This is a genomic window from Enterobacter sp. RHBSTW-01064 (genome assembly GCF_014103035.1).
In the GTDB taxonomy this organism is placed as follows: domain Bacteria; phylum Pseudomonadota; class Gammaproteobacteria; order Enterobacterales; family Enterobacteriaceae; genus Enterobacter; species Enterobacter mori.
Window position 1 is genome coordinate 1127562 of record NZ_JABXOU010000001.1, and the last position, 12757, is coordinate 1140318.

Below are 12757 nucleotides of genomic sequence, written 5' to 3' on the forward strand. Positions count from 1 at the left end.
TATAACGGCAGTGACCTCCGCTTCGCTCAGAGCTAACAGTGAGATAGCGATAGCTATTGTGAAGTGTTTGTAGTCGTGCGTTGCCATTCGTTAACCTCAGCTTGTAGAATTCTGATTGGGCAAGAGAAATATAAAATTTTTCATTTTCAATTAATTATTGAAAAATCATCATTTCTGGTAGCAAAAACTTATTCCCGGACTCATTACTTTCTACCCGGACTCCACTTTTTCATCCGGACCTATACCTCCCCTCCCGGTTCCGCGCTATAACCGCTCCGACACTCTGTTCCCGTGAGGTGCAATCATGAAAACCCGTGCTGACAGTAACGATGCTTTTCCCGAAAGCGGTAACGTGCGTATGCGGCAGGTGGTCCAGTTTCTGGCGATGAGCGAATCGTCGGTTTACCGCCTGATTAAAAACACCGACTTTCCCCGCCCCGTCCATTTGTAGATTTTTTCCTGCGGTTTAAGTCTTTTAAGCTGGATATCGGCAAGCATACGCCCTCCGGAAATACCGTCAGAATTGACTAATTACTATACGTATTGACTAAAGAGGACTGTCTACTTTTTCGACGATTACGTCAAATTTACCGTCAGGAACTGTGCGCTACATAGAAAATTCATGAATGCACACAAATAAAAACCCCCTGTAAAAACAGAGGGTTGATTGAAGTTTTACCTGTTCATGAAAGCTCAGGAAGGGTTATCGGCTTATTCCCACTCAATCGTAGCCGGTGGCTTGCCGCTGATGTCATACACCACGCGGGAAATACCGTTCACTTCGTTGATAATGCGGTTAGACACGCGGCCTAAGAAGTCATACGGCAGGTGCGCCCAGTGCGCGGTCATGAAGTCGATGGTTTCCACCGCACGCAGGGAAACAACCCAGTCGTACTTACGGCCATCGCCCATCACGCCGACGGAGCGAACCGGCAGGAACACGGTGAACGCCTGGCTCACTTTGTTGTACAGGTCAGCTTTGTGCAGCTCTTCGATGAAGATAGCGTCCGCGCGACGCAGCAGGTCGCAGTACTCTTTCTTCACTTCGCCCAGCACGCGCACGCCCAGACCCGGACCCGGGAACGGATGACGGTAGAGCATGTCGTACGGCAGACCCAGTTCCAGACCGATCTTACGCACTTCGTCTTTGAACAGCTCGCGCAGCGGTTCAACCAGGCCCATCTTCATCTCTTTCGGCAGGCCGCCCACGTTGTGGTGAGATTTGATGACGTGTGCTTTACCGGTGGCGGAGGCCGCAGACTCGATCACGTCAGGGTAGATGGTGCCCTGCGCCAGCCATTTCACATCTTCCAGCTTCAGCGCTTCTTCGTCGAACACTTCTACGAACACGCGGCCGATGATTTTACGCTTGGCTTCTGGATCGTTCTCGCCTTTCAGCGCGTCCAGGAAGCGCTGCTCGCCTTCCACGTGAACGATGTTCAGACCGAAGTGGTCGCCGAACATGTCCATGACCTGCTGGGCTTCATTCAGACGCAGCAGACCGTTGTCCACGAAGACGCAGGTCAGGTTTTTGCCGATGGCGCGGTGCAGCAGCATCGCGGTTACGGAGGAGTCCACGCCGCCGGAGAGGCCGAGGATCACTTTGTCATTGCCAACCTGCTGGCGGATACGCTCAACGGCGTCGTCGATGATTTTTGCCGGGGTCCACAGGGCTTCACACTGGCAGATGTCACGCACGAAGCGCTCCAGCATGCGCATACCTTGACGGGTGTGGGTCACTTCCGGGTGGAACTGCACGCCGTAGAAGCGTTTTTCTTCGTTCGCCATGATGGCGAACGGGCAGCTTTCGGTGCTGGCAACGGTCACGAAGTCAGACGGGATGGCGGTGACTTTGTCGCCGTGGCTCATCCACACGTCCAGCAGCGGTTTGCCGTCTGCGGTCAGGGAGTCTTCGATACCGCGCACCAGCGCGCTGTCGGTGACCACTTCTACCTGCGCGTAGCCAAACTCGCGCTCGTTAGAGCCTTCTACGTGGCCGCCCAGCTGCATTGCCATGGTCTGCATACCGTAGCAGACGCCGAATACCGGCACGCCAGCTTCGAACACGTACTGCGGCGCGCGCGGGCTGTTCTCTTCGGTAGTGCTTTCCGGGCCGCCGGACAGGATGATGCCGCTTGGATTGAATTCGCGAATCTGTGCTTCCGTGACATCCCATGCCCACAGCTCACAGTAAACTCCCAGTTCACGTACGCGACGCGCCACCAGCTGAGTGTACTGAGAACCGAAGTCCAGGATGAGAATGCGATGTTTATGAATGTTTTCCGTCATTGACGCTAATTCCGAGGCAAGTGAAACAAAAACAGAGCGCCCGGCAGAAGCCGGGCGCGGAAACTTATCAGGAGCCCAGACGGTAGTTCGGGGACTCTTTGGTGATCGTCACGTCGTGAACGTGGCTCTCCTGGATACCCGCACCGCTGATGCGTACGAATTCCGCTTTGGTACGCAGCAGGTCAATGGTACCACAGCCGGTCAGACCCATACAGGAGCGCAGGCCGCCCATCTGCTGGTGAATGATCTCTTTAAGACGGCCTTTATAGGCAACTCGACCTTCGATACCTTCCGGCACCAGTTTGTCAGCGGCGTTATCGGTCTGGAAGTAACGGTCAGAGGAACCTTTGGACATCGCGCCCAGAGAGCCCATGCCGCGGTAAGACTTGTAAGAACGGCCCTGGAAGAGTTCGATTTCGCCCGGGGATTCTTCGGTACCGGCCAGCATGGAGCCAACCATTACGGCAGCGGCGCCCGCGGCGATCGCTTTGGCGATGTCGCCAGAGAAGCGGATACCGCCGTCAGCGATAACCGGAATACCGGTGCCTTCCAGCGCTTCAACCGCGTCAGACACGGCGGTGATCTGCGGAACACCCACGCCGGTCACGATACGCGTAGTACAGATGGAGCCAGGGCCGATACCCACTTTCACCGCGCTGCAGCCAGCGTCAGCCAGCGCGCGAGCGCCTGCGCCAGTGGCCACGTTACCGCCGATGATCTGCAGGTCAGGGTATTTGGCACGGGTATCACGAATACGTTGCAGAACGCCTTCAGAGTGGCCGTGAGAGGAGTCAATCAGCAGGACGTCAACGCCCGCAGCAACCAGCGCGTCAACGCGCTCTTCGTTACCGGCACCTGCGCCAACCGCAGCGCCGACGCGCAGACGGCCATGCTCGTCTTTACAGGCGTTAGGCTTACGTTCTGCTTTCTGGAAATCTTTAACGGTGATCATGCCGCGCAGGTGGAAACTGCTGTCGACGACCAGCGCTTTTTCAACGCGTTTTTCGTGCATTTTTGCCAGCACCACGTCGCGAGTTTCACCTTCGCGAACGGTAACCAGACGCTCTTTCGGCGTCATGTAGACGCTGACAGGCTGATTAAGGTCAGTCACGAAACGCACGTCACGGCCGGTGATGATACCAACCAGTTCGTTTTCTTCGGTCACAACCGGGTAACCGGCGAAGCCGTTACGTTCGGTCAGGGCCTTCACTTCGTGCAGCGTGGTGGTTGGCAGAACGGTCTGTGGGTCAGACACGATGCCGGATTCATGTTTCTTCACGCGGCGAACTTCTTCCGCCTGACGTTCGATTGACATGTTTTTGTGAATAAAGCCAATGCCACCTTCCTGTGCCAGGGCGATAGCCAGGCGCGCTTCAGTCACGGTGTCCATTGCCGCAGAGAGCATAGGAATGTTCAGGCGAATGGTTTTCGTCAACTGCGTGCTGAGATCGGCAGTATTCGGCAGAACGGTGGAATGAGCGGGAACGAGGAGGACGTCGTCAAACGTCAGTGCTTCTTTAGCGATACGTAGCATGGGCAATATCTCTGACCTGGGTGGTTAAATATTGCCGTGGCATTATACAGAGCGTAACCGATTGCATCTACACTTTTTTGAAAAAAATGCTTGCGATCGCCCCTCAGCAGGTTACTATCGACTGAATAACTTGCTGATTTAGAATTTGATCCCGCTCACATGTTATCCTCTCAATCCCCCTCAATTTATACTGTCAGCCGCCTTAATCAGACGGTGCGTTTGCTGCTTGAGCAGGAAATGGGGCAGGTCTGGATCAGCGGTGAGATCTCTAACTTCACGCAGCCCTCCTCCGGACACTGGTACTTTACCTTAAAAGACGACACCGCCCAGGTACGCTGCGCGATGTTCCGCAACAGCAACCGCCGCGTGACGTTCCGCCCTCAGCACGGCCAGCAGGTTCTGGTTCGCGCCAATATCACCCTGTACGAGCCGCGCGGCGATTATCAAATCATCGTCGAAAGCATGCAGCCTGCGGGTGAAGGTTTGCTGCAGCAAAAATACGAACAGCTTAAAGCCAAACTCTCTGCCGAGGGACTGTTCGATCAGCAGTTCAAGAAACCGCTGCCCTCTCCTGCCCACTGCGTTGGGGTGATCACCTCGAAAACCGGTGCAGCGCTGCACGATATTTTGCACGTGCTGAAGCGTCGTGACCCTTCCCTGCCCGTCATCATCTATCCGACCGCCGTTCAGGGTGACGATGCTCCGGGCCAGATTGTGCGCGCCATTGAACTGGCGAACGCGCGCCGGGAGTGCGACGTGTTAATTGTCGGGCGAGGCGGCGGCTCGCTGGAAGATCTGTGGAGCTTTAACGACGAGCGCGTGGCGCGGGCAATCTTTGCAAGCCTTATCCCCGTAGTGAGCGCCGTCGGCCACGAAACGGACGTAACGATAGCGGATTTTGTCGCGGATCTGCGCGCGCCTACGCCGTCCGCGGCAGCGGAAGTGGTCAGCCGCAACCAGCTGGAGCTGCTGCGTCAGATTCAGAACGGCCAGCAGCGTCTTGAGATGGCGATGGACTACTTCCTTGCCAACCGTACCCGCCGCTTTACCCAGCTTCATCATCGACTTCAGCAGCAGCATCCTCAGCTGCGTCTGGCGCGCCAGCAGACCGTGCTGGATCGTCTGCGTCAGCGCATGAGCGTTGCGGTGGACGCGCAGCTTAAGCGCACGGTATCGCGCCAGCAGCGCGTGACGCAGCGCCTGAACCAGCAGAACCCGCAGCCGAAAATTTATCGCGCGCAAACGCGGATTCAGCAGCTCGAGTATCGTCTGGCAGAGACTGTCCGCGCCCGATTGAGCACCACCCGCGAACGTTTTGGCAATGCCGTAACCCATCTTGAAGCGGTCAGCCCCCTCTCCACGCTGGCGCGCGGCTATAGCGTGACGACGGCGACGGACGGCAAAGTGCTGAAGCAAACCAAACAGGTGAAAGCCGGCGATGTGCTGACGACGCGTCTTTCAGACGGCTGGGTAGAAAGCGAAGTGAAATCAATTAAACCGGTGAAAAAGACGCGTCAGCGTAAAACCGGATAATTCTTCGCCGGTTACTTACTATACTGCTGCTATTCCCTTTTTTAATAAGGAGAGCAGCATGCCCCATCTTCATAGCGTTATTCCCCCTTATATTCTTCGTCGTATTATCGAAAGCGGTTCCGAGCCGCAGCAGCGCTGTGCCCGTCAGACCTTAACCCACGTCCAGACGCTGATGGCCCACATGCCCGGCAAACCCGCCGCGCCGCACGTGAATAAAGCCGGACAGCTGGAGCGCGATATTTACGACGCGAAGCAGACCCAGGAGCTGCCGGGTACGCAGGTGCGTTACGAAGGCCAGCCGTCGAACGGCGATGTGGCGGTGGATGAAGCCTACGATTATTTGGGTATTACCCATGATTTCTTCTGGAAAGAATATCAGCGTGATTCGCTCGATAATAAAGGGCTTATTTTGACCGGCACCGTACATTACGGCCGGGAATATCAGAACGCCTTCTGGAACGGTCAGCAGATGGTATTCGGCGACGGGGACGGGGAAATATTTAACCGCTTTACCATCGCCATCGACGTGGTGGCGCACGAGCTGAGCCACGGTGTGACTGAGACCGAAGCCGGGCTTATCTATTTTGAACAGTCGGGCGCGCTGAACGAGTCTCTGTCAGACGTGTTTGGCGCGCTGGTCAAACAGTACCATCTGAAGCAAACCGCCGATAACGCTGACTGGCTGATTGGCGAAGGGCTGCTGGCGAAAGGGATCAACGGCAAAGGGCTGCGCTCAATGTCTGAACCCGGCACCGCCTATGACGATCCTCTGCTCGGCAAAGACCCGCAGCCTGCGCACATGAAAGATTTCATTAAAACACGCGAGGATAACGGCGGCGTGCACCTGAACTCCGGCATCCCCAACCGGGCATTTTATCTGGCTGCGACGGCGATCGGCGGCTACGCCTGGGAAAAAGCGGGTTATGCCTGGTACGACACGGTTTGCGATCGCAATCTGGCGCAGGATGCAGATTTTGAGGCCTTCGCAAAACTGACGATCGCGCACGGAGAGAAACGCTCCGGCGGCGACACTGGTGCGGCCATTAAGCAAGCTTGGGAACAGGTGGGAGTGTTGTAAATGCAGGTTCCGGAACTGACGGATGACGCCGTGGTTGAGCTGGCCCGGGAAGGCGGCGTCGCTTTTATTCCCAAACTGAGCGGGCAGCGCACCATCGCGCTCTCCTCGCTCAATGAGGCCCAGCGCCAGCGCCTGGTGAGCATCCTGGAGCAGGCTTTTCCACGCGGCCAGCCGCCAGGGCAAGCCTCTTCACCCGGCAGCGGCGACCAGCGCTATTTCCGCATCCAGATTATCTGGACCGGGCAAAATCAGGCACATTACGCCGATATCATCGTGCTGGTGCCCGAGCAGGAAGCGCCCGAGTCGCTGGTCGAACTGTGGCAGAAAGGCGAAGGCTGCGTGTGCGATTAACCTTCAGCCCGAACAAACTCCACACGTTTTTTAGAGATAAGACCGTGGCCGTTCTGGCAGAAATAGTCCACCGCGCCGCAGGCTTTTAATACCTGGAGTGGCTGATGGCACTCCGGGCAGCGGGCTTCAAGCGCAATATCCTTATTACAGCTTTCGCAGTGCGCCACGCCGTTCTGTGGCTCCAGCGGTGTCTGGCATTCCGGGCAGGTAATCGTCATGATGGCTCCTTTAAAGCGTTCAGGTCTGCAATAATTTTACCACGTTACGTTCAGTGCGGGCCACGCAGCTGCTGCTGTAACGCCAGCAGCAGCGTCACTTCCTCGATCCTGCGGCGCGTCGTGCGGCTCACCTCGTGCTGATCCCGTTCAAAAAGGCTGTTGGCGCCCAGAATATGCTCTGCAAGACAGTGCTCATAGATCGTGCCGGGAATGTTCCAGCGTTGAAGCGTGTCGCCGTTTATCAGCTCAAGCACATCTTCTGCGCCGTGCCGGTCGTAACTGATGGTCCGCCCGTCGCGCAACCAGATCCGTAAGCCTTTTTGCCCGCCCGCGGGTCCAGCGTATTTGTTAAGCCAGATATCCACCGGCACGCCGCTGATTTTCCCCTGAAGGTGCGCTTCGCCTTCCGCCGTGGTCAGGTCGCCTTTCGCGATATCGCGCCCCAGGCGGTCTTTAGCCGTGACCACCTGCAACGTCATCTCATCATTCCCGCCCAGATAGCGCACCGTTTCGCGCAGCATCGCCAGCACGTGCGTACCGATATCCAGAATCACGCCATCAGGGTGGCGAAGCGTACGCGCGTCCGGCTCACCCGTGGCAAAGTTAAGCGCGATGGGCTCCCCTGCGGCGTTATATCCGCTCGGCTCCTGCAAAAAACCGTCGATTTTGATGATGTCAGAGACATTGCCAACCAGCGACCGCTTCACCGTTTCGATGCGCGCCATCCAGTGATCGAGCGCCAGCACGCGGGAGGCGGCGTCGGTGCTCGCCAGCAGCGCGTTGAGTTTTTCTGTTTGGGGAAGCGTGGCGACAATCGGTTTTTCAACCACGATGCGGGAAACCGATGAGGCGAGAGCCTGTTCAAGCACCTCAAGATGGTGCAGCGACGAGGTGGTAATAAACAGGGTATCAAGCGGCTGGGAGAGAAGTTCAGACAGCGTGGCGCAGCGCGTTAGATCCGCCGGCTGTTTTACGGTCTGGATATCAAAGCCTAAACAGTGAGGGGGAGTATCAAAAAGTTTTCGTATTGCGGGCAGGTAAGCTGTTTCAACGACTGCGCCAAGACCAACAAACCCTAACAGCATGCTCTTACCTCGTTGAGTGAATTGCCGGGGCATAACGCCGCCCCGGCAAGATCGAGGTTTAAGAGGCGTTAGCTGCCGGTTTAGTCTGCGCATTTTCCAGCATGCGGCGGACCGGAACAATGAGGACGATCAGTACCGCGGCACAAATCAGCAGCGCGACGGAACAGCGCGCAAAGAGATCCGGCAGCATATCCAACTGGTCGGCCTTCACGTGTCCGCCAATCAGGCCTGCAGCCAGGTTACCCAGCGCGCTGGCGCAGAACCACAGCCCCATCATCTGGCCACGCATTCTTTCCGGCGCAAGCAGCGTCATGGTCGCCAGACCAATCGGGCTCAGGCACAGCTCGCCAAGGGTGAGCATCAGAATGCTGCCCACCAGCCAGAACGGCGACACGCCCGCCCCACCGTTGCTCAGCACGTTCTGTGCCGCCAGCATCATCAGGCCAAAGCCTGCCGCCGCGCACAGAATACCAATAACAAACTTGGTGATGCTGCTCGGGCGAATGTTTTTGCTCGCGAGCTTTGGCCATGCCCAGCTGAACACCGGGGCCAGCAGGATAATAAACAGGGCGTTGATCGACTGGAACCACACCGCCGGGATTTCAAAATCACCGATCATGCGGTTAGTGTAGTCGTTGGCAAACAGGTTGAACGACGTTGGCTTTTGCTCAAACGCAGACCAGAAGAACGCGGCGGAGACCAGCAGGATAAAGCAGACCAGCAGCCTGGCGCGCTCTTTGCGATTCAGACCCGCGAAAAGGAACAGGTAGATAAAGTACAGCGCAACGGACGCGGCAATCACGTAGACCAGCACGCTGGCAACAGCCACCGGGTTAATCACAATCACGCCCTGAGCAATCAGCGTCACGATAACTGCCACGCCGACGGCCAGCGCCAGCAGCCATGCGCCCACGCCGTTGCGCTTCACCACCGGGCTGTTCCAGGTGGAGTCGAGACCGACTTCGCTGTCATAGCGTTTCATTGCCGGAACGGCAAACACGCGGAAGATAATCAGCGCCACCAGCATCCCGATACCGCCGATACCAAAGCCCCAGTGCCAGCCGTGAGTTTTAATCAGCCAGCCGGAAATCAGCGGTGCGATAAACGAGCCCATGTTGATGCCCATATAAAACAGCGAGAAACCGCCGTCACGACGCGCATCGCCTTTTTTATACAGGGTGCCGACCATTACCGAAATACAGGTCTTGAACAGGCCAGAACCGAGCACAATGAACATCAGGCCGATAAAGAACAGGTTGTCACCCATGATTGCAGAGAGCGCAATCGACAGGTGACCGAGCGCAATCAGGATCGAACCGTACCAGACGGCTCTCTGCTGACCGAGCCAGTTATCGGCCAGCCAGCCGCCCGGCAGCGCGGCCAGGTACATGGTGCCGGCAAAGATACCGACAATCGCCGAGGCGTTTTCACGCGCCAACCCCATGCCGCCGTCATAAACGGTCGCAGCCATAAACAGGATCAGTAGCGGGCGAATGCCGTAAAACGAGAAACGTTCCCACATCTCGGTGAAGAACAGTGAACCGAGTGGATACGGATGGCCGAAGAACGTTCGGCTCTCTTTTGGATTAACAGAGGATTGCATAATTCTCCCGAAAGGTATGTGTCGTGCTTGTAAACACCAGCATGTACGCCGGTCAGTTACGTATCCGACCGATTTTTTACATGTGGCGAAAAATTAGTTAACCATTTGATAACCAGACGCTAGTTTTGTCCAGTACTGAACCCTGGACTTTAAGACGAAAATTCGATGATTGTCTACTTTTCTGGATTTAAAGATGGTTGGGAGTGAATAGTGATTGACTTCACACAGGGTTAGCAATCGCTGTGAAAGCGCGAAAAAAAACCCGCGACAGAGGCGGGTTTTCATGAGATCGGCAATATTTATTTGCTTTTCTTAATGTGCTTAATCAAACGCTTACGCTTACGCATCTGGTTTGGCGTCAGGGTGTTACGCTTGTTCGCGAACGGGTTTTCCCCTTCCTTGAACTGGATACGGATCGGCGTACCCATCACGTCCAGCGATTTGCGGAAGTAGTTCATCAGATAGCGTTTGTAGGAATCCGGCAGGTCTTTCACCTGGTTGCCGTGGATCACCACGATTGGCGGGTTATAACCACCGGCGTGAGCATATTTCAGCTTCACGCGACGACCGCGCACCAGCGGCGGCTGATGGTCTTCTGCTGCCATATTCATGATGCGCGTCAGCATCGCGGTGCTCTGACGACGGGTGGAGCTGTCGTAGGCTTCACGAACGGATTCGAACAGGTTACCCACGCCGCTGCCGTGCAGCGCAGAAATAAAGTGCACGCGCGCAAAGTCGATAAAGCCCAGACGGAAGTCGAGGGTCTCTTTCACCTGCTCGCGCACTTCGTTGCTCAGGCCATCCCACTTGTTAACCACGATCACCAGTGAGCGCCCACTATTCAGAATAAAGCCGAGCAGAGAGAGATCCTGGTCGGAGATACCTTCACGCGCGTCGATGACCAGCAGCACCACGTTGGCGTCTTCAATCGCCTGCAGCGTTTTGATAACGGAGAATTTTTCCACCACGTCGGTGATTTTCCCACGCTTACGCACGCCCGCGGTGTCGATGAGGACAAACTCACGTTCATCGCGCTGCATCGGGATGTAGATACTGTCACGGGTGGTGCCCGGCATGTCGTAAACCACGACGCGCTCTTCACCCAGAATACGGTTAGTAAGCGTAGACTTACCTACGTTTGGACGACCGACGATGGCCAGCTTGATCGGCAGGTCCTGCGGGTTGAAGGTGTCTTCAGGCTCTTCTTCGCCCTCTTCACTCTCTTCGAACTGCGCCCAATATTCAGCGTCTTCGTCCACTTCTTCCGGCGGGTTTACTTCGTCAACCCACGGCAGCAGCACGGTTTCCAGCAGGCTGGTGACGCCACGGCCATGCGATGCCGCAATCGGGTAGATTTCACCCAGGCCCAGAGACCAGAAATCCGCGACGGCCTGATCGGCATCAATACCGTCAGTTTTGTTCGCCACCAGGAAAGTCGGCTTTTCGCGTGAACGCAGGTGTTTGGCAATAGCGGAGTCTGCAGGCATCAGGCCAGCGCGCGCATCCACCATAAACAGCACCACGTCTGCTTCTTCAATCGCCAGCAGAGACTGTTCCGCCATGCGGGTTTCAACGCCGTCTTCTGTGCCGTCGATACCGCCGGTATCGATACAGATGAACTCGCGTCCTTCCACCTCTGCACGACCGTACTTACGGTCACGCGTCAGCCCCGGGAAATCCGCAACCAGCGCATCACGGGTGCGTGTTAAACGGTTAAAAAGAGTGGATTTTCCAACGTTAGGGCGCCCGACAAGCGCGACCACAGGTACCATGTTTGAAGCCTCATAAAATTCAAATAAACGTCGCTTTTGCGGCGTTTTTAAAAATGTCAAAACGGCTCCTGAGTGAACAGGAGCCGTTTAGTATACTACAACCGCCGGGTAATTAACGCGTGATCGCGTACAGCGTGCCGTCTTTTGCCTGAATCAGCAGTTTACCGTCAGCGACTACCGGATCGGTCAGGAAACCAGAACCGTCAACTTTTTGCTGTGCAACAAAGCGACCGTTTTCTGGATCGATCCAGTGCATATACCCTTCGCTGTCACCGACCACCAGGCTGCCGTTGTACAGGGCTGGCGCGGTCAGCAGGCGGTGCAGCAGATCGCTCTGCGTCCACAGCGTTACGCCGCCTTCAGTGCTCAGCGCCAGCAGGCGATCGTTCTGGTCAACCATATAGATGCGGTTACCGTCAACGATGAAGTCATTCACGGAGCCCAGTTCACGTTTCCACATGATCTGGCCGCTGCGCAGATCCAGCGCGGTCAGGTTGCCGTTATACGCCAGCGTATAAACAACACCGTCAACAATGACCGGGGTGGTGTCCACGTCGCTCAGACGGTCAATTTCTGTTGAACCGGTCGCCTGGGAGATACGCTGCTGCCAAATCATCTGGCCCTGTTGCATCAGTACCGCGCTCACACGACCGTTATCACCGCCAACAATCGCAGCACCGAAAGCCGTTGCCGGGGCGGATTCGCCACGCAGAGACAGCGCTGGCATATCCAGGTTAACGGTCCATTTCACCAGGCCGTCCGCTTCGTTCAGCGCCTGCAGCTGGCCGTTGCTGGTATGGATCAGCACCAGACCATCACTCACCACAGGACGAGACAGAGACTCACCGGCAACGGTCGTTTGCCATGCAACAGAACCGTCACTGGTGTTCAGCGCATAAACCTGCGCTTTTTCGCTTCCCACGTAAACGTGACCGCCAGCGACGGTCAGGCCGCCGGAAAGCAGCGCAGGTTTACGGGAGAACCAACCGTCTTTTTCCGCCAGGTTAACGGACCAGACTTCTTTCCCGTCATCGGCGTTCACCGCTTTCACGGTACCTTTACGGTCAGCGGCATAGACCACGCTGTCCGCATACGCAGGATGCAGGTTGGAGTAGAAATCGCCAATCCCACTGCCCACGGAGACGTCCCACGCGGTGGATGGGGTAAACTGGTTTTCAACCGTTGGCAGCGGGGACATTTTTACAACATCTTCTTCGCCACTGAACAGTGAACAACCACTCAATAACGTAACAGAAAGCAGTCCTGGCAGAAGTAATTTACGCAATTGCATCGG

The 12757-nt window shown here is 56.2% G+C and carries 10 protein-coding genes and 1 pseudogene; 4 read left to right on the plus strand and 7 right to left on the minus strand.

What is annotated here, in order from left to right; all coding sequences use genetic code 11:
• Window positions 1-304 precede the first annotated feature (304 nt).
• A pseudogene (locus HV355_RS05210) lies at window positions 305-448 on the plus strand (AlpA family phage regulatory protein); the annotation flags it as partial.
• A gap of 263 nt (window positions 449-711) precedes the next feature.
• Here HV355_RS05210 and guaA read toward each other — a convergent pair.
• Complete coding sequence (guaA, locus tag HV355_RS05215; protein ID WP_063427885.1) at window positions 712-2289, minus strand: glutamine-hydrolyzing GMP synthase; 1578 nt, start codon at window positions 2287-2289, stop codon at window positions 712-714.
• A 67-nt stretch (window positions 2290-2356) separates the two neighbouring features.
• Entirely contained in the window at window positions 2357-3823 is a 1467-nt protein-coding gene (gene guaB, locus HV355_RS05220; RefSeq protein WP_010433923.1) for an IMP dehydrogenase, read from the minus strand.
• Window positions 3824-3982: 159 nt separating this feature from the next.
• Between guaB and xseA the strand changes: the two genes are divergently transcribed.
• The 3 genes from xseA to HV355_RS05235 are packed head-to-tail and all read left to right on the plus strand — an operon-like array spanning window position 3983 to window position 6785.
• Complete coding sequence (gene xseA, locus HV355_RS05225) at window positions 3983-5356, plus strand: exodeoxyribonuclease VII large subunit (RefSeq protein ID WP_182401116.1); 1374 nt, start codon at window positions 3983-3985, stop codon at window positions 5354-5356.
• 58 nt (window positions 5357-5414) lie between these two features.
• Window positions 5415-6434 carry a M4 family metallopeptidase gene (locus HV355_RS05230; protein WP_174340903.1) on the plus strand — a complete coding sequence of 340 codons (1020 nt, stop codon included), beginning with the start codon at window positions 5415-5417 and terminating at the stop codon, window positions 6432-6434.
• The gene (locus HV355_RS05235; protein WP_006811517.1) at window positions 6435-6785 is read left to right on the plus strand and encodes a protealysin inhibitor emfourin; all 351 of its coding nucleotides are present in this window, start codon (window positions 6435-6437) and stop codon (window positions 6783-6785) included. It abuts the gene before it with no gap.
• Here HV355_RS05235 and HV355_RS05240 read toward each other — a convergent pair.
• The 5 genes from HV355_RS05240 to bamB form a co-directional block, all read right to left on the minus strand.
• A complete protein-coding gene (locus tag HV355_RS05240) occupies window positions 6782-7003 on the minus strand; it encodes a zinc ribbon domain-containing protein (protein WP_174340905.1) in 222 nt (73 codons plus the stop codon). The genes HV355_RS05235 and HV355_RS05240 overlap by 4 nt on opposite strands.
• A 50-nt stretch (window positions 7004-7053) precedes the next feature.
• Window positions 7054-8088 (minus strand): Gfo/Idh/MocA family oxidoreductase, encoded by a 1035-nt coding sequence (locus tag HV355_RS05245; protein WP_182401118.1) that lies wholly within the window; start codon window positions 8086-8088, stop codon window positions 7054-7056.
• A 58-nt stretch (window positions 8089-8146) separates the two neighbouring features.
• On the minus strand, window positions 8147-9691 hold the full coding sequence (locus HV355_RS05250) for a peptide MFS transporter (protein ID WP_100165750.1): 1545 nt from the start codon (window positions 9689-9691) through the stop codon (window positions 8147-8149).
• Window positions 9692-9990: 299 nt separating this feature from the next.
• Complete coding sequence (der, locus tag HV355_RS05255; RefSeq protein ID WP_108416722.1) at window positions 9991-11463, minus strand: ribosome biogenesis GTPase Der; 1473 nt, start codon at window positions 11461-11463, stop codon at window positions 9991-9993.
• Between the two features lie 112 nt (window positions 11464-11575).
• Entirely contained in the window at window positions 11576-12754 is a 1179-nt protein-coding gene (gene bamB / locus HV355_RS05260; protein WP_010433943.1) for an outer membrane protein assembly factor BamB, read from the minus strand.
• Between the last annotated feature and the right edge of the window lie 3 nt (window positions 12755-12757).

What these genes read in the sequence shown, in the direction of transcription:
- guaA (WP_063427885.1), bottom strand. Translation starts at nt 2,289, where the DNA reads ATGACGGAAAACATTCATAAACATCGCATTCTCATCCTGGACTTCGGT.
- HV355_RS05235 (WP_006811517.1), top strand. Translation starts at nt 6,435, where the DNA reads ATGCAGGTTCCGGAACTGACGGATGACGCCGTGGTTGAGCTGGCCCGG.
- xseA (WP_182401116.1), top strand. Translation starts at nt 3,983, where the DNA reads ATGTTATCCTCTCAATCCCCCTCAATTTATACTGTCAGCCGCCTTAAT.
- guaB (WP_010433923.1), bottom strand. Translation starts at nt 3,823, where the DNA reads ATGCTACGTATCGCTAAAGAAGCACTGACGTTTGACGACGTCCTCCTC.
- bamB (WP_010433943.1), bottom strand. Translation starts at nt 12,754, where the DNA reads ATGCAATTGCGTAAATTACTTCTGCCAGGACTGCTTTCTGTTACGTTA.
- HV355_RS05250 (WP_100165750.1), bottom strand. Translation starts at nt 9,691, where the DNA reads ATGCAATCCTCTGTTAATCCAAAAGAGAGCCGAACGTTCTTCGGCCAT.
- HV355_RS05245 (WP_182401118.1), bottom strand. Translation starts at nt 8,088, where the DNA reads ATGCTGTTAGGGTTTGTTGGTCTTGGCGCAGTCGTTGAAACAGCTTAC.
- HV355_RS05240 (WP_174340905.1), bottom strand. Translation starts at nt 7,003, where the DNA reads ATGACGATTACCTGCCCGGAATGCCAGACACCGCTGGAGCCACAGAAC.
- der (WP_108416722.1), bottom strand. Translation starts at nt 11,463, where the DNA reads ATGGTACCTGTGGTCGCGCTTGTCGGGCGCCCTAACGTTGGAAAATCC.
- HV355_RS05230 (WP_174340903.1), top strand. Translation starts at nt 5,415, where the DNA reads ATGCCCCATCTTCATAGCGTTATTCCCCCTTATATTCTTCGTCGTATT.